This window comes from Ruegeria sp. CE8, from assembly GCF_056537465.1.
This window is the reverse complement of the sequence record NZ_JBQFRP010000004.1, coordinates 125,857-144,130: the sequence shown is the minus strand read 5'-3', so window position 1 is coordinate 144,130 and position 18,274 is coordinate 125,857. Positions and strand designations below refer to the sequence as shown.

The 18,274-nt window shown below is 59.0% G+C and carries 17 protein-coding genes and 1 pseudogene; 8 read left to right on the top strand and 10 right to left on the bottom strand.

Annotation, left to right across the window (positions count from 1 at the left end; genetic code table 11):
- The 3 genes from ACR0AA_RS09120 to trpS form a co-directional block, all read right to left on the bottom strand.
- The gene (locus tag ACR0AA_RS09120) at window positions 1-456 is read right to left on the bottom strand and encodes a universal stress protein (RefSeq protein ID WP_480664079.1); all 456 of its coding nucleotides are present in this window, start codon (window positions 454-456) and stop codon (window positions 1-3) included.
- Window positions 457-521: 65 nt separating this feature from the next.
- Complete coding sequence (locus ACR0AA_RS09115) at window positions 522-1,385, bottom strand: branched-chain amino acid aminotransferase (protein ID WP_480755882.1); 864 nt, start codon at window positions 1,383-1,385, stop codon at window positions 522-524.
- A 59-nt stretch (window positions 1,386-1,444) separates the two neighbouring features.
- Window positions 1,445-2,473: a tryptophan--tRNA ligase gene (gene trpS, locus ACR0AA_RS09110; protein ID WP_480664075.1), complete on the bottom strand. Its 1,029-nt coding sequence runs from the start codon at window positions 2,471-2,473 to the stop codon at window positions 1,445-1,447.
- An 86-nt stretch (window positions 2,474-2,559) separates the two neighbouring features.
- Between trpS and ACR0AA_RS09105 the strand changes: the two genes are divergently transcribed.
- Window positions 2,560-3,246 carry a rhomboid family intramembrane serine protease gene (locus ACR0AA_RS09105; protein WP_480664073.1) on the top strand — a complete coding sequence of 229 codons (687 nt, stop codon included), beginning with the start codon at window positions 2,560-2,562 and terminating at the stop codon, window positions 3,244-3,246.
- On the opposite strand, the gene murJ is transcribed toward ACR0AA_RS09105, so the two are convergent.
- From murJ to ACR0AA_RS09090, 3 genes are read right to left on the bottom strand one after another with little or no spacing between them, the layout of a single operon-like run.
- Window positions 3,247-4,788 (bottom strand): murein biosynthesis integral membrane protein MurJ, encoded by a 1,542-nt coding sequence (murJ, locus tag ACR0AA_RS09100; protein WP_480664072.1) that lies wholly within the window; start codon window positions 4,786-4,788, stop codon window positions 3,247-3,249. It abuts the gene before it with no gap.
- Window positions 4,785-7,604, bottom strand: a complete 2,820-nt coding sequence (locus ACR0AA_RS09095; protein ID WP_480664071.1) for a [protein-PII] uridylyltransferase — start codon at window positions 7,602-7,604, stop codon at window positions 4,785-4,787. Before ACR0AA_RS09095 ends, murJ begins: the two co-directional genes overlap by 4 nt.
- A complete protein-coding gene (locus ACR0AA_RS09090) occupies window positions 7,564-8,736 on the bottom strand; it encodes a penicillin-binding protein activator (protein ID WP_480664070.1) in 1,173 nt (390 codons plus the stop codon). The genes ACR0AA_RS09095 and ACR0AA_RS09090 overlap by 41 nt, the downstream gene beginning before the upstream one ends.
- Before the next feature lie 88 nt (window positions 8,737-8,824).
- Between ACR0AA_RS09090 and rsmI the strand changes: the two genes are divergently transcribed.
- The 3 genes from rsmI (at window position 8,825) to gshB (ending at window position 11,049) form a co-directional block, all read left to right on the top strand.
- Window positions 8,825-9,682, top strand: a complete 858-nt coding sequence (rsmI, locus tag ACR0AA_RS09085) for a 16S rRNA (cytidine(1402)-2'-O)-methyltransferase (protein WP_480755881.1) — start codon at window positions 8,825-8,827, stop codon at window positions 9,680-9,682.
- Between the two features lies 1 nt (window position 9,683).
- Window positions 9,684-10,055, top strand: coding sequence for a YraN family protein (locus ACR0AA_RS09080; protein WP_480755880.1), 372 nt, complete (start codon window positions 9,684-9,686; stop codon window positions 10,053-10,055).
- 61 nt (window positions 10,056-10,116) lie between these two features.
- Window positions 10,117-11,049 carry a glutathione synthase gene (gene gshB / locus ACR0AA_RS09075; RefSeq protein WP_480755879.1) on the top strand — a complete coding sequence of 311 codons (933 nt, stop codon included), beginning with the start codon at window positions 10,117-10,119 and terminating at the stop codon, window positions 11,047-11,049.
- On the opposite strand, the gene ACR0AA_RS09070 is transcribed toward gshB, so the two are convergent.
- The 4 genes from ACR0AA_RS09070 to cobU are packed head-to-tail and all read right to left on the bottom strand — an operon-like array spanning window position 11,046 to window position 14,645.
- The gene (locus tag ACR0AA_RS09070; RefSeq protein WP_480755878.1) at window positions 11,046-12,560 is read right to left on the bottom strand and encodes a YifB family Mg chelatase-like AAA ATPase; all 1,515 of its coding nucleotides are present in this window, start codon (window positions 12,558-12,560) and stop codon (window positions 11,046-11,048) included. The two genes, gshB and ACR0AA_RS09070, sit on opposite strands and share 4 nt — an antisense overlap.
- A 45-nt stretch (window positions 12,561-12,605) precedes the next feature.
- A complete protein-coding gene (locus tag ACR0AA_RS09065) occupies window positions 12,606-13,490 on the bottom strand; it encodes a glutathione S-transferase (RefSeq protein ID WP_480664060.1) in 885 nt (294 codons plus the stop codon).
- Between the two features lie 58 nt (window positions 13,491-13,548).
- A complete protein-coding gene (locus ACR0AA_RS09060; protein WP_480664058.1) occupies window positions 13,549-14,127 on the bottom strand; it encodes a histidine phosphatase family protein in 579 nt (192 codons plus the stop codon).
- Window positions 14,124-14,645, bottom strand: coding sequence for a bifunctional adenosylcobinamide kinase/adenosylcobinamide-phosphate guanylyltransferase (gene cobU / locus ACR0AA_RS09055; protein ID WP_480664056.1), 522 nt, complete (start codon window positions 14,643-14,645; stop codon window positions 14,124-14,126). The genes ACR0AA_RS09060 and cobU overlap by 4 nt, the downstream gene beginning before the upstream one ends.
- Window positions 14,646-14,745: 100 nt before the next feature.
- Between cobU and ACR0AA_RS09050 the strand changes: the two genes are divergently transcribed.
- From ACR0AA_RS09050 to dut, 4 genes and pseudogenes are all read left to right on the top strand, one after another.
- On the top strand, window positions 14,746-15,624 hold the full coding sequence (locus ACR0AA_RS09050; protein ID WP_480664054.1) for an RNA polymerase factor sigma-32: 879 nt from the start codon (window positions 14,746-14,748) through the stop codon (window positions 15,622-15,624).
- Entirely contained in the window at window positions 15,621-16,436 is an 816-nt protein-coding gene (locus ACR0AA_RS09045) for a ChaN family lipoprotein (RefSeq protein ID WP_480664052.1), read from the top strand. Before ACR0AA_RS09050 ends, ACR0AA_RS09045 begins: the two co-directional genes overlap by 4 nt.
- A gap of 62 nt (window positions 16,437-16,498) precedes the next feature.
- Window positions 16,499-17,695, top strand: coding sequence for a bifunctional phosphopantothenoylcysteine decarboxylase/phosphopantothenate--cysteine ligase CoaBC (gene coaBC / locus ACR0AA_RS09040; RefSeq protein ID WP_480664050.1), 1,197 nt, complete (start codon window positions 16,499-16,501; stop codon window positions 17,693-17,695).
- Window positions 17,696-17,710: 15 nt separating this feature from the next.
- Window positions 17,711-17,992: pseudogene (gene dut, locus ACR0AA_RS09035) on the top strand (dUTP diphosphatase); the annotation flags it as partial.
- Between the last annotated feature and the right edge of the window lie 282 nt (window positions 17,993-18,274).

Genomic DNA, 18,274 nt, shown 5'->3' with positions numbered 1-18,274 from the left:
TCAGGTGATGGCTTCCAGCTTTTCCTTGCTTAGATCCCCGGGCACAATTGTGATCGGAATCGGCAAGCTGCCCGAGTTTTTGGTCAGTTGCGTCACAAGAGGGCCAGGGCCTTTTTTGTCGATGCCCGCACCCAGAACAAGAACGCCGATATCCGGGTCGGACTGAACATGTTCGATGATCTGCGGAACGGGCTCACCCTCACGAATAGAAAGTTCCGGATCAACGTTCTGTTTGTCGCGCATCCATTTGGCAAAAACTTCGTAATGGGCGTGGATACGCTCGCGCGCTTCTTCTCGCATCACTTCGGCGACACCGATCCAGTGATTGAACTCATCCGGGGGGATGACCGAAAGGATCGTCACTCCACCACCAGTATGGGCTGCACGCATTGCCGCGAAACGCATCGCGTTCAGGCATTCACGACTGTCATCCAGAATGACTAGAAACTTACGCATGGGTGTCCTCGTGTATTTAGGGGGATCATGCCCGACCAGATGCGGGCTGGCAACACGGTGCGTGCCTACTGCGTGCTTGCAGCCCAATCCCAATACAGCTCGCGTGCGCGACGGGCAATCGGTCCGACCTGATATTGTGTGTCCTCAAGGGCAGTGACCGGGGTAATCTTGTTCATGTTGCCGGTCATAAACACCTCGTCCGCCTCGTGAAAATCTTCAAAGCTGAGGACGGCTTCGTGTACCGTCACGCCGTCGGCCCTCAGGTTTTTGATATGGCGCGCGCGGGTGATTCCCGCCAAGAATGTGCCGTTCGGAGTAGGTGTGAAAACCTCTCCGTCGCGGACCATGAAGATGTTTGCGGTGGCGGTTTCCGCAACGTGGCCCAGAGCGTCCGCGACCAGAGCATTCGAGAACCCTTTCGAGCGGGCCTCCCGCAGCATGCGCGCGTTGTTGGGGTAAAGGCATCCGGCTTTGGCGTTCACGACGGCTGATTCCAGAACCGGTCGGCGGAATCGGGTGGTAGTCAGTGTGACCGATGCCGTTTCAGGGGCCATCGGAATTTCTTCCAGACAGATGGCAAAGCCCGTGCTGTCCTGCTGAGGAACAATGGCTGTGGCATCGCCGTCGATTCCCCAATACATGGGCCGGATATAAACTGCCGAGCCTTTGGGATAGCTTTCCAGTCCTTCGCGGACGATCTCAACCATCTGCTCGGTTGTGACTGTCGGGGTCAGCATGAGCGCTTCGGCCGAGCGGTTAACCCGTTCGCAATGGGCCTCCAGATCAGGGGTCAGCCCGTCGAAGAATCGCGCCCCGTCAAAAACCGAGGATCCCAGCCAAGCGCCGTGATCCGCCGCCCGCATGATGGGGGCGTCCCCGTTGTGCCACTGACCATCGAAATAGGTGCGGATATTTTTGCCAACTGCCATGACGCCCTCCTTTGCCCTTGGGGCAACCTAGGAAGGCGTCACAGGAAGGTCCAGCGCAATCAGCCGTGTTTCGCGCCAACCATGCCCACGATTTCGTAGGTCTGTTGCAGGATCGGAGCGGCAATCGCGCGCGCTTTTTCCGCGCCTTGGGCAAGAATCCGGTCAATCTCGGCCTGTTCACCCATCAAACGGGCCATCTCGGTCGAGATCGGGGACAGTTTGGCAACGGCCAGTTCGGCCAGCATCGGTTTGAACTCACCGAACTGCTTACCGCCGACCTCGGCCAGTACCTGCTCCGCCGTCTGATCGCTGAGCGCGGCGTAGATATTGACCAGATTACGTGCCTCGGGGCGTTCGGACAGGCCGTCAACTTCGGACGGCAGGGCGTCGGGGTCGGTTTTTGCCTTGCGGATCTTCTTGGCGATTGCGTCGGCATCGTCGGTCATGTTGATCCGGGTCATGTCGGACGGATCCGAGGACGACATTTTCCGCGTACCATCGCGCAGGTTCATCACGCGCGGCGCAGGGCCGCCGATGACGGGTTCGGTCACCGGGAAGAAATCCACGCCGTAGTCATGGTTGAACTTGATCGCGATGTCGCGGGTCAGTTCCAGATGCTGTTTCTGATCCTCGCCCACCGGCACATGCGTCGCGTGGTAGGTCAGGATGTCTGCGGCCATCAGCGCCGGATAAGCAAACAGACCCAGCGAGGCGTTTTGCGCGTTTTTGCCCGCCTTGTCCTTGAACTGCGTCATCCGCTGCATCCAGCCCATGCGGGCGACGCAGTTGAAAATCCACGCCAGCTGCGTGTGTTCGGCCACCTGGCTTTGGTTGAAGAGGATGGACTTTTCAGGGTCCAGACCGGCGGCGATGAAACCCGCGCAAACCTCGCGGGTCTTTTCACGCAAGCGCGACGGGTCTTGCCAGACGGTTATCGCGTGCAGGTCGACCATGCAATAAATGGTCTCGTAGTCTTCGCCCTGCATATCCACAAAACGCTTCAGCGCACCCAGGTAGTTGCCAAGGTGCAGGTTTCCCGAAGGCTGGATGCCGGAAAACACGCGCGGCGTGAATTGAGTTTCGGTCATCGAAGGGAACTCCCGTCTGGAAAAATAAGCCCCCGTCGCTTACCCATGAGGTCAAGGGACGTCAACAGCCGCGAAAGGCCACCCCAATGAGCAGTGAGCATTATACACCAGCCGTGAACCCTCTGCCGCCCGTGGTGGTGGCGTTGGTGTTGTTCATCATGGGGATCGAATTGGCGTTTACGCTGGGCACACGCGGGCTGATCGGCGGGCCGACGGCAGTCGGGTGGAGGTTGGACGCGTTGCAGAACTATTCTTTTTCCCCGGACATTTTCCACTGGATGATCGAGAACGGGCGCTGGCCATTTGAGCATGTGATCCGCTTCGTGACCTACCCGTTTGTCTCGGGCAGCTTTACCCAGGCAGTGTTCGTCAGCGTCTTTGTTCTGGCCATGGGGAAAATGGTGGCCGAAGTGTTTGGCGGCTTTCAGATGCTGATCATTTTCGTTTTGTCCGGCGTCGGCGGAGCGTTGGTCTACGCGCTTCTGCTGAACCCGAACTATCCGCTGGTCGGAGGGTTTCCCCCGGTTTATGGCCTGATCGGCGCGTTTACATGGCTGTTGTGGCGCAAGCTGTCGCTTGTGGGTGAAAATCAGTCTCGCGCTTTCAGCCTGATTGCGGTTCTGATGGGGATACAGCTGTTGTTCGGGCTGTTGTTCGGCGGCACCTCCGACTGGGTCGCAGACCTCGGCGGTTTTGCCACCGGTTTTGGCTTGTCATTCTTCCTAGCGCCCGGTGGATGGGCACGGATCGTCAGACGTATCCGCCGCGACTGATCAGGACCGTCGCAAGGCCTTCCTAAAGTCAGACACCTCGAACGCTTTGAAGAGATGACCCAGCATGAAATAGGATGCAGCGGCGACGACGATCAGGGTAAACAGCGCAACATAGCGCCATCCGGGGAGCTGGAAGGTCCAGCCAAAAAGATAAATGGCCGCATAGAGTACGGCACCCATACCCAACGAAGCCGCAACGATACGCCATGCGCGTCGCTTGAACCGATCGTCAAATCGCGCCTCTTCGCCGAAACGTCGTGCTCCGATCGCCAATAGGGCGACCATGGCCCAGCCCGCCGCCGAAGCCGCAATTGCCGGGGCGATCCATCCCACCAGCGGATACAAACCAAAGGCCAGCCCGGCATTCACGACCATAGCAACCACGGCATAGCGAAAGGGCGACCGTGTGTCTTCGCGCGCAAAGAACAGAGGTTGTAGCAGCTTTTGCAGCATGAAAGCAGGCAGGCCAATACCGTAGACCGCCACCGCCAGAGCCGTGGCCGTCGTATCCTCGGCGCTGAATTGGCCGCGTTCGAACAGGACAGAAACCAAGGGTACGGGAATAATAAGGAAGGCCACAGTCGACGGCAGGGTCAGCAACAGTGTGAACTCCCCGGCGCGGGAGTATGCATTGCGAGCACCATCCTTATCATCGGCCCTGAGGCGGCGCGACAGATCAGGCAGCAGGACGATCCCCACCGCGATGCCGACAACGCCCAAAGGCAGCTGGTACAGACGGTCAGCAGCGAACAGCCAGCTAACGGCTTTTTCTGTCTTTGAGGCGACCAATTGGCCAACGACCAAATTGACTTGCGTAACACCCATCGCCAACGCTGCCGGCACGGCGATGCGAACCATGCGGCGCATTTCGGGGCTCAGTTTCGGCATGCCCGGTCGGATGCGGATGCCCGCACGTTCCGTCGCGACCCAAACCAGCGCCAGCTGCGCGATTCCGGCCAGTGGGATGACGGCGATCAGCCACCGGATCACCTCGCCACCGGATAGTGCACCTGCGATCAGGGCGGTGCAGGCAAAGATGTTCAGCAACACGGGTGCGGCAGCGGCGGCGGCAAATCGGCCCGTCGCGTTCAGAACGCCGGAAAACAGGGCCGCCAGCGACATGAACAGGATGTAGGGAAAAACCACATACCCGTAGTCCACGGCCATATCGAACCGCTCGTCGCCATAAAACCCTTCTGCGGTCAGCCAGACCAGCCCCGGCATGAAGATCATCGCCAGCCCGACCAACGCCATTACGGCTGCCGCCAGCAGGTTAAAGGCGTCCTGCGCGAATCCCTGCGCGTTTTCCTCACCTTCCAGACGTTTGGAAAACATCGGCACGAACGCGGCGTTGAACGCGCCTTCGGCAAAGAAGCGGCGGAACATGTTGGGCAGGCGGAACGCGGCGACAAAGGCGTCCATTACTGGCCCGGGCCCAATAAAGGCGGTCAGTAGGATCTCTCGCAGAAAGCCCAAAATCCGGCTGGCGAGCGTCCAGAATCCGACCGTAAACAGGCCTGAAAACAACTGGATCTGTTTCATGAGATCGCGCGCTCCGCCCCTTCGGTGATGGCTTTGCGCAGCTTGGCCTCAAGACCGCGTTGCTTGCTTTCGGAGTGGTATTTCAGGCCGAACATGTCCTTGACGTAGAAGGTATCGACAACCTGCTCGCCATAGGTCGCGATTACGGCGTTGGCGATATAGACATTGGCCGCCGCCAGCGTTCTGGTCAGGTCATACAACAGGCCCGGACGATCGCGTGTGTCAACCTCGATGATGGTGTAGATCTCTGATCCGTCATTGTCGAAGATGATATGCGTCGGCACGTTGAAAGCGCGTTCCCGCTTCTTGATCTTGTCGCGCGATTTAAGGGCATCGCGCGCCACGACCTCACCCTTGAGCGTTTTGTGGATCATCTGGGTCAGGCGCGGCAGACGGCTGGCTTCGAACGGGTGGCCTTCGGCATCCTGAATCCAGAATGCGTCTGTCACATAGCCATCCTTGGTGGTATAGCTGCGGGCATCCACCACGTTGGCGCCCACCAAGGCGAGCGCGCCAGCGATGCGCGCGAAAATTCCAGGGTGGTCTGCCATCGCAAAGCAGGCGCGCGTCGCGTCACGGTCCTCGTCCGGGTGCAGACGGATTTCCATCGCACCGGGGTCGCCGCTGTGTTCCAGCGCCCGCAGCATTTCCGCGAACTCAATATGTGTCGAGAGGTTCAGACCCTGCCAGTAGGGTGCATAGTGCCGTCCTGTCTCGGCCTTCAGATCGACCTTGGTCCATTCGGACAATGCCGAGCGAAGCGCCTTTTTGGCTTCCGCGCCACGGTTGGCCCGGTTGAGGTCCTCCATACCGGTTTCCAGCGCCCGCTTGGTTTCGGCGTGCAAGGCCCGCAGCAAAGTGGCTTTCCAGTTGTTCCACGTGTTCGGGCCGACACCGCGAATGTCACACACCGTCAGAACCGTCAGCAGATCCAGCCGTTTGACCGTTTTCACCGCTTTTGCAAAGTCACGCACGGTCCGCGGGTCCGAGATATCACGCTTCTGTGCCATGTCCGACATCAACAGGTGATACCGCACCAGCCACTCGACAGTTTCAGAATCGGATTTGTTCAAACCCAGACGCGGCGCCACTTTCCGCGCGATCTGCGCTCCCAGAATGGAATGATCTTCAGGCCGCCCCTTGGCGATATCGTGCAGCAGCAGGGCGACGTAGAGAACCTTGCGATTGACTCCGCGCTTCAGGATTGATGAGGCCAACGGCAGTGACTCGACCAATTCGCCGCGTTCAATCTGGGCCAGGTTGACGATGGTCTGGATCGTGTGTTCGTCCACCGTATAGCTGTGATACATGTTGAACTGCATCATCGCCACGATGTGTTCGAATTCGGGTAGAAACGCCGACAATACACCCAGTTCGTTCATACGACGCAGGGCACGTTCCGGGTTGCCGTGCTTCAGCATCAGATCCAGAAAGATGCGCTGCGCCTCTTTGTCGTGGCGCATGTCTTCGTCGATCAGGTTCAGGTTGGCGGTTACCAGCCGCATTGCATCCGGATGGATCAGCATCCCGGTACGCAGCCCTTCATCGAATAGGCGCAAAAGGTTCAGTTTGTCGGCAAGGAACTTCTTCGGGTCGGCCACATCCAGGCGGCCGTGTACGACCCTGTATCCCGCTTTAACGCGTGGCCGGCGCCGGAAGATTCGTTCCAGCAGGGCTTCACCCTTTACATGAGCCGCTTCAAGCTTGGTCAGGAATATTCGGGTCAGCTCTCCAACCTTTGTGGCTTCGCGGAAATAGCGCTGCATGAACACTTCAACCGCGCGGCGTCCGGCCCGATCCTCATAGCCCATCCGGTCGGCAACCTCGACCTGCAGGTCAAAGGTCAGTTGTTCTGTCGCACGTCCGGTCACCAGATGAAGGTGTGATCGGACGGCCCACAGAAACTCCTCGGCCTGCAAGAAAGTATTGAATTCGTCAGAGGTAAACAGGCCCAGCGGAACCAGTTCGGCCACATCCTGTACGCCGTAGATGTACTTTGCGATCCAATAGAGCGACTGCAGATCGCGCAACCCGCCTTTGCCCTCTTTTACATTGGGCTCGACCATATAGCGCTCGCCCTGTTTGTGGTGGCGCTCGTCGCGCTCCTGCAGCTTGGCCTCAATGAACTGGCGTTCGCTGCCTTTGAACAGGTCGGTCTTCAGGCGGTTATCCAGCTCTTCGGCAAGCGCGGCGTCTCCGGCTAGGTATCGTTGCTCAAGCATGGCGGTGCGGATGGTGAAATCATCGGCACCCAAACGCAGGCAATCCTTGATGGTTCGGGACGAATGGCCCACCTTCAGACGCAAGTCCCAAAGGATGTAGAGCATGGATTCGATGACGCTCTCGGCCCAGGCGGTAATCTTATAAGGCGTCAGAAACAGCAGATCCACGTCTGAGGCCGGAGCCATCTCACCGCGCCCATACCCGCCGACGGCCAGAACAGCGATCCTTTCGCCCTGCGTCGGTGTGGCCAGGGGATGCAGGTGCAGGCTGGCCACCTGCATGGCGGTGCAAACAAGCCCATCGGTCAGATAGGTGTACGACCGGGTCAGGGGCCTTGCGTCAAAGGGGCGCTTGGCAAACGCGTCCGCAATAGCCTTGCGCCCAGCCTTTTGGGCGTCACGAAGAATGCGCACGGTCTCATTCCGCCGTGCGCCATTGTCCTGTGTGTCTTTAAAGGCTTCCGACAGCTGCGCCATGATGGCGTTACTATCGAAAATTTCATCGGCCGGGCAGATCAGCTCACCCTTTGGGGTGAGCATCAGCACCGGCTGATCAGAAACCGGCGCCGGAGAAGCTTTGAGGGGCGGAGTCAATCACTACTACCTGTTTGTTCTGGATCGTGGCAACGGCCAGACCGCGTTCGTTCGTGCCGTCGGACCGCAGGCGGAAAATACCGCCGACGCCCTGGAACCCGGCGTTCTGTGTCAGGGCTGAAGCGGTCAGCGCATCGGATTTGCCCTGGCTGACCAAAGCCGCAATTGCTGCGATGCCGTCATAGGCCAGCCCGCTGATCGGATGTGGTGCCTCGCCATAGGTGTTGTTGTACCGCTGACGATAGGCTTGCGCTTTGGCCGGGTCGGGCAGGGCGAACCAGCCGCCCTGTACACCGGGCAGCTCCAACGTTTGCGCCGGGATGTCCCAACGTGTCAGGCCGATGAACTGGGTTGTTGCCGGTGAAACACCCGCCTCGGGCAGCAATTGGGTGTACAGCGGCAGCGCGCCTGCTGTCGTGGCCGTCAAAAATAGCGAGTCCGCGCCGGAGGAATCCACGGTCGCCTTGATTGTCGGGACGGAATTGATAACGCCCTGCTGCGAACGGTCATAGCCGACCGTCCCTGCATTGTTCACGCGGCTGCTGCTAAGTGCGTTTGCAATCGCCGACTGGCCAAGCTGACCGGCGGCATCATTACTGTGGACGATGACCATACCGGACTTGCCCTGTGATCCGGCGAAATTGACCAGGCGGTTGGCCGTGTTCTGGAAAGTCGGACCCAAAACGAAGACGTTGCCGCCCGCGATGCTGGTATTATTCGAGAAGGACAGAACGTTGACGTTGTTGTTGAGGACGGACAGACCGGCAGAGTTTGCCGCCTGTGCATAGACCGGTCCAAGAATAATCTTCGCACCGTCCGCAACCGCCTGCTGTGCAACCGTCGCAGCGGTATTCGAGCTGCCCCTCGTGTCGTAAACGCGAAGGTCGATCTGTACGTTTTGCAAGTCAGCCATGGCTAGGCGGGCCGCGTTTTCAAGGCTCCGCGCCAATGCTGCATCACCGGAATTTCCCGATCCCGCAGGCACCAACAGGGCGACCGGAACGGGTTTGGACGTGTTGATCGATGGTCCTCCACCCAGGCCACCGGGCTCACACGCGGCCAGCAATGCGGCGGTTGCCAAGATAGCGGCGGATTTCGCCAGCTTGCGAACGGGCTTGCAAACGGTAAACATCTAAATGAAAACTCCCTGTCCCGGCGACTTGGGATGCCGCCAATCTGTTAGGTTGCGATAATAAACGTCACGCTGTGAGGGTCCAGCTTTGAATTTCCAAAAAGTAAGATTGGGCGCTGGCCTGTATTTTATTGCCACTCCGATTGGAACGGCGCGCGATATCACGCTCAGAGCGCTGGACGTGCTGGCGTCAGCAGATGTGATCGCTGCAGAAGACACGCGCAGCCTGCGTCGGTTGATGGAGATACATGGCGTGCCATTGGATGGCCGCCGAATCCTGGCCTATCACGACCACAGTGGCGCGGGCGCGCGAGGGAAAATCCTGGACGCGCTAAGCGAAGGAAAGTCCGTCGCTTATGCATCCGAGGCCGGAATGCCGCTGATCGCTGATCCGGGTTATGATCTAGGCCGGCAGGCAGCCGAGGCGGGTCACATGGTGACCTGCGCGCCGGGACCTTCTGCGGCGCTGATGGCGCTGACGCTGGCCGGATTGCCCACGGATGCGTTTTTCTTTGCAGGCTTCCTGCCTAATGCGTCGGGCGCACGCCGGTCCCGGATCGAAGCTTTGCGGGATGTGCCGGGCACTCTGGTCTTTTACGAATCGCCCAAGCGCGTGGCGGCGTGTCTGTCCGATCTGGCCGATGTGCTGGGTGGAAACCGCCAAGCTGCGATGTGCCGCGAGCTTACGAAGAAGTTTGAAGAAGTCCGGCGAGGGTCATTGGAGGAATTGGCCGCAGAGTTGCAGGGGCAGACGGTCAAGGGCGAGATCGTTTTGCTGGTGGACCGGGGGCATTCGGAAACTGTTAACGAATCCGACATAGAAGAGGCTTTGAAACGAGCCTTGGAGACCCATTCGGTTCGGGATGCGGCTGATCTGGTGTCAGAGATGTTCAAACTGCCGCGCCGTCCGATCTATCAGAAGGCTCTGAAACTGGGAAAGGGATGATATGTCTGCGCGATCCGTTCGAAGCTCGGTTTCTTATCACGCCGGGCAGGCGGCGGAGCAACAGGTCGCGGCAGAGTACGAACGCCGTGGCTTTTCCATAGCTCACCAACGCTGGCGCGGCGCGGGCGGAGAGATCGACCTGATCGCGCGCGACGCGGAGGGCGTCGTTTTCGTCGAGGTAAAGAAAAGCAGCAGTTTTGATGCAGCAGCAAGCCGGATCAACCGGCGACAGATGGACAGGATTTGCGCCTCTGCCGCCCATTTCCTTGAGACTGAACCAAACGGTCAACTGACGAATGTGCGATTTGATGCGGCATTGGTCGATGGCTCTGGTGCTGTTCAAATCATCGAAAACGCGTTCGATCTGGGTTGATCCCCATTGAACCGCCAGCCCTGCTGGGCCATGTATCTGGCGTGAAACTGAGGGACACGCCATGAAAATCGCCTTTCAGATGGACCCGATCGGGGCCGTGGATATCAATGCCGACAGCTCATTCCGGCTGGCCGAAGAGGCACAGGCGCGTGGACACACGCTGTTCTTCTACGGCCCGGACCAGTTGGCCTATCAGGAAGGGCGGATCACTGCGCGTGGCCAGGACATGACGGTTCAGCGCGTGGCAGGTAATCCAGCCGAACTTGGATCCGAGCGCGAAGTGGACCTTTCTGAGTTTGATGTGATCTGGCTGCGCCAGGACCCTCCGTTCGATATGCACTACATCACGTCAACCCACCTGTTGGACCGCCTCAAGGGGCAGGTTCTGGTGGTCAACGATCCGTTCTGGGTACGCAACTACCCTGAAAAACTGCTGGTTCTGGATTTCCCGGACCTGACCCCGCCAACAACAATTGCGCGTGACCTGCAGACCATTAAAGCGTTCAAGGAAAAGCACGGCGACGTCATTCTCAAGCCGCTCTATGGCAATGGCGGTGCCGGAGTTTTCCGGTTGGATGCTAATGACCGCAACCTGACCTCGCTGCATGAGCTGTTCACCGGTTTCTCGCGCGAGCCCCTGATCGTTCAGAAATTCCTGCCGGATGTCAGCAATGGCGACAAACGTATCATTCTTGTCGACGGTGAGGCCGTAGGCGCGATCAACCGCGTACCGGCCGCTGGTGAAACCCGTTCGAACATGCATGTTGGTGGTCGTCCGGAAAAAATCGGATTGACGGATCGCGATCTGGAAATCTGTGCTGCTATTGGCCCCTTGCTGAAAGAGAAAGGCCAGATCTTCGTCGGGATTGATGTGATCGGGGATTACCTGACCGAGATCAACGTGACCTCGCCAACCGGTATTCAGGAGTTGGAACGGTTCAACGGTGTGAACATTGCCGAAAAAATCTGGCAGGCGATTGAAGCAAAACTCTAAGACGCAGCTTTGGCGCTGATGCGAAAGCTCAGCGCCTCGGCCACATGAGGGCGCCGGACGTCTGGCGCCCCATCCAAATCGGCTATTGTACGGGCGACCCGCAAGATGCGGTGAAAGGCCCGTGCCGACAGGCCAAAGCGTTCGGCGGCCCTCAGCAACAGTTCTTTGCCTTCGGCATCGGGGGCGGCGATTTCTTCCAGCAGTTTGCCTTCGACATCGGCGTTTTGGCGCGTCGACGGAGTATCGCAAAAGCGCTCGGCCTGAATTGCGCGGGCTTGTTCAACGCGAGCAGCCACCGTAGTCGAACTGTCGCCCGATGGCGGTAAATCCAGATCGGTAAATCCGACCGGTGGCACCTCGATCCGCAGGTCAAACCGGTCCATCAAAGGTCCCGAAATACGACCCAGATAGTCCTCTCCGCATACCGGCGCGCGCGAACAGGCGCGTCCGGGGTCGGTCAGGTAGCCGCATTTGCAGGGGTTGGCGGCTGCCACTAGCATGAACCGGCAGGGGTACTTCACATGCGCGTTCGCACGCGCGACCATGACTTCTCCGGTTTCGATGGGTTGGCGCAGGGTTTCGAGAACCGTGCGGGGAAATTCGGGGAATTCGTCCATGAACAGAACGCCGTTATGGGCCAATGAAATCTCGCCCGGCTTCGCCCCCCGGCCACCGCCGACAATAGCGGCCATGGATGCGGTGTGGTGCGGTTCGCGAAATGGGCGGCTGCGGCTGATGCCACCCTCGTCCAATAGACCGCAAAGAGATTGGATCATTGAGGTTTCCAGCGCCTCGGCCGGTGTCAGAGGCGGTAGAATTCCAGGCAGGCGGGCAGCCAGCATGGATTTGCCCGAACCAGGCGTGCCGATCATGATCAGGTGGTGCCGCCCGGCCGCGGCGATTTCCAAAGCACGCTTGGCGCGCTCCTGCCCCTTTACGTCGCGCAGATCACGCGAGCTGGGCTCAAGTTTGACTTCACCGGGTTGCGCGGCGGGCAGCGGAGACTGTCCTGAGAAATGCCGCACGACGTCACCTAATGAGCTGGCCCCGATCACTTGTGTCGCATCGACCCATGCCGCCTCGGCGCTGGAGGCGCGTGGGCAGAGCAAAGCCCTATCCTCGGCTGCAGCGGTCATTGCGGCGGGCAGGGCGCCAACCACTGGCACCAATGAGCCATCCAAAGACAACTCGCCCAGCGATACCGAGCCTTCGGCGGCGTCAGCAGGGATGATCTCTAACGCTGACAGTAACGCAACGGCGATAGGCAGGTCGAAATGGCTGCCTTCCTTGGGTAAATCCGCCGGAGACAAGTTGATCGTGATCCGTTTTGACGGCAAGGCGATCGCCATCGAACTCAGCGCGCTGCGCACGCGATCCCGCGCCTCGGACACAGCTTTGTCGGGCAGGCCAACGATGGAAAAGGCAGGCAGGCCCGGCGAGACGGCGCATTGCACCTCGACCGGGCGGGCATCGACCCCTTGGAATGCAACAGTGTGGGCGCGGGCGACCATGAACGACCTTTTTGGTTAACAGGTCGTTGCTGCCACAGTTGCGGTTTAAGAATCGTTAACAGCGTCCACCATGTCCATGAATTTTGACCAGGCACCCGGGTCTGCGACGGTTTTGTCGCGGCAGAATCGGTTGCAGAACCCCCAGCGTTGGCCATCCAACTCAAGGACGGTTGTGACCGGCTTCCCGGAATAAGGGCAGGTATCGTTGATTGATTCCGTGCCTTCAACGGGCTTTGCCGTTGAGATTCCGCCGACTGGCCATCGGGCTGACGGCAGGTCTTCTGCGTATGGGAAAGGGTCGTAGCGGACCGTCAGCCCCATCGCGCGCCACTGGCGGACCGGGGTATCCGACAGCAGTTCAAGACAGTATTCGCGATTGGCGTCAGAGACCGGCAATCCGTAGCCAATAATCCGTGCCGCGACTGGTGTATAAAACACGTCCGCCAACGAATAGGTGCCGAAAAGGGGGCCTGATGCCGATCCGGACATGTCACGCGCATGGGCCCAAAGTGTCTCAATCCGCTGCAAATCAGCCCGGGTTTCCGGTGATGGTTCGAACCCCTGCCAGCAGTGCTTCAACTGCATTGGGCACTGGCCGCGCAATGCGGTGAATCCGGCCACCATTTCGCTGCAAAGCCACCTTGCCGTCGCCCTTGCCGCAGGATCTGAGGGCCACATGCCAGCATCTGGATGCAACTCGGCCAAAGTTTCCGCCATCGCCAGGCTTTCACCGACGACCGTACCGTCAGGCAGCCGCAACGCCGGTACGAGGCGGGCAGGGGCAAGGGGTTTCATATCTTCGGTCATGGTGCCGGAATACAGCCCGATCATGTGGGACCGATAGGGCAGGCCGAACTTCTCGAGCATCAGCCACCCGCGCATGGACCAGCTGGAAAACAGGCGGTCTCCGATAAACAAATCATAAGTCATGACTAAACGATGGCGTGGCTGCGCCGTTCAGTAAATCAGTGATTTGTGCGAGGTTGCATCACGGAAGGTGATTGATCCGCCCAACTGACCAATGGGCACCGTGATGAGTGATTTCGGTGACCGAGAGATTGTCGATGCGGTGGCTTAGCGCTTCGTTCGCGTCGACATCGAGCGCCCGTTGGACTTGCGTCAGGATCACGCCAAAATGCGCAACAACCACGAGGTCGTGTCCGGTGTACTGTGCGATCAACCGGTCAACGGCGGTGTCTACGCGGGCTCGGACCTCGTTCCAGCTTTCCCCATTCGGGGGTCGTACATCGCCGGGGTTGTCCCAGTAGGAGAAGGCAAGCTCGGGGTCTTCAGCCTCGATTTCTTTGAAACCACGCAACTCCCAAGCGCCGAAGTTGATCTCGCGCAGGTCGGGCAAATGCGGAAGGCGCGGACGTGCGCCCTGAATGGCCGTGGCGGTATCGGCGGCGCGGCATAGGTCAGAGGATACGACAACGGCATTTGCAGGCAAGTGATCGTGCAATCGGGCAACGGCGTCGCGATCGCTCAGGTCGGCGGGCAGATCGGACCAGCCAACCATGGTTTTGGCGTGGGTCGGGCCGTGGCGTACGAGATGCAAACGTGTCAATCCAATCGCCCCTTCAAAACCAATGGAAGGCCAGCAGTTACCTGAACAACCAAATCGGCCTCGGCTGCCAAAGCGATGTTCAACCGCCCCTGCGCCTCGCGAAACTGACGGGACAGGGCGTTATCCGGGACAATACCATGCCCCACCTCGTTCGAAACGACGACGACCTGCGCGCGACAAAGGCGCAGGGATTGCAAAAGCGCGCCTTGCGCCTGTTGCAGATCGCTTTCAGCCAACAGGTGATTTGTCAGCCACATGGTCGCACAGTCGATCAGGCAAACGTCGTCGGGCGTCAGATTGGCCAGTGCCGGGCCAAGGTCATATGGGGCTTCGATGGTTTTCCATCCTTCGCCGCGTTGGGATATGTGGCGCTGAACCTTCTGTTTCATCTCGTCATCAAACACTTGTGATGTTGCGAGATAAGTCTTCTTTTTTGCTGACGAAACAACAAGTTGCTCGGCGAAAGCCGACTTGCCCGAGGCCGCGCCTCCCAGCACAAAGGTTAAATCCGGACCCACGATAATTACCTTTCATGTGATCCACCCGGTCTTGTTCTGCGTATCGACCATATGTCGGCAAAGCAAGCCCGGCTCGCGCCTGTGAAAAGGGGAGATTTCCATGGCACTGGACAACGCAAACGATTTTTCGATGTCCCGGAAGGCAATGAAGGCCGAGCTTCTGGACGCGGAAACCGAATTGCAACTGGCATACGCATGGCGGGACGACCGCGATGAACAAGCCCTGCACCGACTGATTACAGCTTATATGAGGCTGGCGATTTCAATGGCCGCCAAGTTCAAACGCTATGGCGCGCCGATGAATGACCTGATCCAGGAAGCAGGGCTGGGTTTGATGAAAGCCGCAGACAAATTCGATCCTGATCGTGGTGTGCGGTTTTCGACCTATGCTGTCTGGTGGATCAAGGCGAGCATTCAGGATTACGTCATGCGCAACTGGTCCATGGTCCGGACCGGTTCGACGTCGTCGCAGAAATCCCTGTTTTTTAACATGAGGCGTGTGCAGGCGCGGCTAGAGCGTGAGGCTGCGACCGAAGGAATGGAACTGGACCGTCATCAGCTTCATCAGATGATCGCGGCGGAAATCGGTGTTCCACTTCGTGATGTGGAAATGATGGAGGGTCGCCTATCGGGGTCGGATTTTTCATTGAATGCTGTTCAATCGGCGGACGAGGATGGGCGCGAATGGATCGATGCCCTTGAAGATGAACGTGAACAGGCGGCCGAGGCGGTCGAAAACAGCCATGATACCGAGCAATTGCGCGAATGGCTGCTGACCGCGATGCAGGCGCTGAACGACCGGGAACGGTTTATTGTACGCGAACGAAAGCTTCGTGAACCAGCGCGGACACTGGAGAGTCTTGGACAGGAACTTGGCCTGTCGAAGGAACGCGTCCGTCAGCTTGAGGCCGCGGCCTTCGTGAAAATGCGGAAGAACCTTGAAGCTCAATCGCGTGAGGTGCAACACTTCATCGCATGAGACAGCTTGCGATTCTGCTTTGTACACTTGTGGTTACGGCCAACGCTGCCCGGGCCGATGACCTGATACCTGACGATGTGCTAACCGCGATGAACGCGGCGGACGTTGTGATATTGGGCGAAATCCACGACAACCCGCAGCACCATGTTATCCAGGCCGAAGCGCTGAAGGCGATCGGGCCGTCAGCCGTGGTTTGGGAAATGGTGACCGAAGAGGGTGCTCAGCGTCTTGCGGACAAGGCCGTTTCCGACCCGGAAGAGCTTTCAAGAATTCTGAAGTGGCTTGAATCCGGATGGCCTCCGCTAAGCATGTATTACCCGGTGTTTCAGGCTTCGGACGCACCGGTTTACGGAGCGATGGTTCCACGAGCAGCGGCCCGGGCGGCAATGGAACGCGGCGCTGCCACCGCCTTGGGCGCAGACGCGGCCCGGTATGGCCTGACGGTTCCGTTGCCGAAGGAGGAACAGACCGCGCGAGAGGCCGATCAAATGGCGGCTCATTGCAATGCGTTACCAGAGAGTGCCCTGCCGCAGCTTGTCGCGATTCAAAGATTGCGAGACGCGGTGCTGACGCGGGCGATATTGCGTGCGACGGATGAAACCGGCGGGCCTGTTGCGGTGATCACAGGCAACGGCCATGCCCGAAAGGACCGGGGTATCCCGACCTTTCTGTCCCGAATGAGCCCGGGTTTGAATGTCTTTGTGCTGGGTCAATCCGAAGACGGGATCGTTGAAGGTGAGTTTGACGCCGTGATTGACAGTCCAAGCATCGAGCGCGAAGACCCGTGTCTGGCGTTTGAGACGCAGAATTAACCGCTGGAACTGTCCCTTGGCCTTGCCTAATGTCAGGCCGACCGGGACGGGAAGGGCAAAACATGCTGGCATCGAAACGCATTCTCTTGATCATCGGCGGAGGGATCGCGGCCTATAAATCTCTGGATCTGATCCGGCGTCTCAAAGAACGCGGCGCGACTGTGACGCCTGTTCTGACGCGCGCGGCCGAGGAATTCGTGACGCCGCTTTCGGTTTCAGCGTTGGCGGGCGAAAAAGTCTATCGCGATATGTTCGATCTGACGGATGAAGCCGAGATGGGGCACATACAGCTGTCGCGTTCGGCCGACCTGATCGTTGTCGCCCCGGCGACGGCGGACCTGATGGGCAAGATGGCTGGCGGGCTGGCCAACGATCTGGCCTCGACCCTGCTCATGGCCACCGATACGCCGGTTTTGTGCGCACCTGCCATGAATGTCCGAATGTGGGATCATCCAGCGACGCAACGCAATCTGAAGCAGTTGCAAGCAGATGGCATCCGTTTTGTCGGCCCGAACGAAGGTGACATGGCCTGTGGCGAGTACGGCCCAGGTCGGATGTCAGAGCCGCTCGAGATTTTGGGGGCGGTCGAGTCACAGCTTGGCGACGGCCCTTTGAAAGGCAAGCGCATCTTGGTCACGTCCGGTCCGACGCATGAACCGATCGACCCGGTTCGGTACATCGCCAACCGGTCATCCGGCGCTCAAGGCGCAGCGGTGGCAAGGGCGTTGTCAGCGCTGGGCGCTGATGTGGTCTTTGTTACCGGGCCCGCCGATGTTCCTCCGCCCGAAGGTGTTCAGGTCATCCGCGTTGAAACCGCGCGGCAAATGTCTGACGCGGTGGATGCCGAACTGCCCGTCGACGCCGGCGTCTTTGCCGCAGCGGTCGCAGACTGGCGTATGGCGACTGCCTCAGACAAGAAACTGAAGAAAAGCCGCGATGGCCTGCCAACTCTGGAGTTTGCCGAGAACCCGGACATTCTGAAAAGGGTAGCAAGGCTGGAGGAGGGACGGCCATCGCTTGTCGTTGGCTTTGCAGCCGAAACCGACAACGTGGTCGAGCATGCAACCGCGAAACGCGCCCGAAAGGGCTGTGACTGGATCGTGGCAAATGACGTCAGCCCGGCAACGGGCATCATGGGCGGATCCGAAAACGCAGTCATCCTGATCTCGGACGATGGGGCCGAAAAATGGCCGCGGATGGGCAAGGATACCGTGGCCAAACGTCTGGCGCAGAAGATCGCCGACGCTCTGACAAGCTGAACAAGAGGAACAGTGATGGTAGCAATTCGTGTGATCCGCGAAGAGGGGGCTGATCCGGCCATTGCCTTGCCGTCTTACGAATCGACGGGCGCGGCCGGTGCTGACGTCCGCGCAAACCTGCCGGGTGGGGATTCTATTGTATTGCAGCCGGGGCAACGCGCTTTGGTTCCCACGGGCCTGAGGATAGAAATTCCCAATGGGTACGAGGTGCAGGTGCGGCCCCGCTCGGGACTGGCCCTGAAACATGGGATCACACTGCCCAATACACCCGGCACAATCGACAGCGATTATCGTGGTTATTAGGACCGGAGAGAAAAGCGACTTTATGTGTTTTTCTGACTGGGGCAATGCCCACAGAACTTCATAATTTTCTAAACGGGATTGATCCTACGGTACTATTTTTCCCGTCGAGTAGCGGATGGGTTAGAGTGATGAGGGGCGCCTTGGCGCGCGCGCTCCCCAAAAAGCAGGCGTGTGCCAAGGCGCTATGGCCCGAAGGGCCATTTCGTACTGAGGCACGAAATTTCCACAGAGTCTTGTTGCCAATCTGTTTGCGAATAAGTGTTTCGTGGTTGCGGA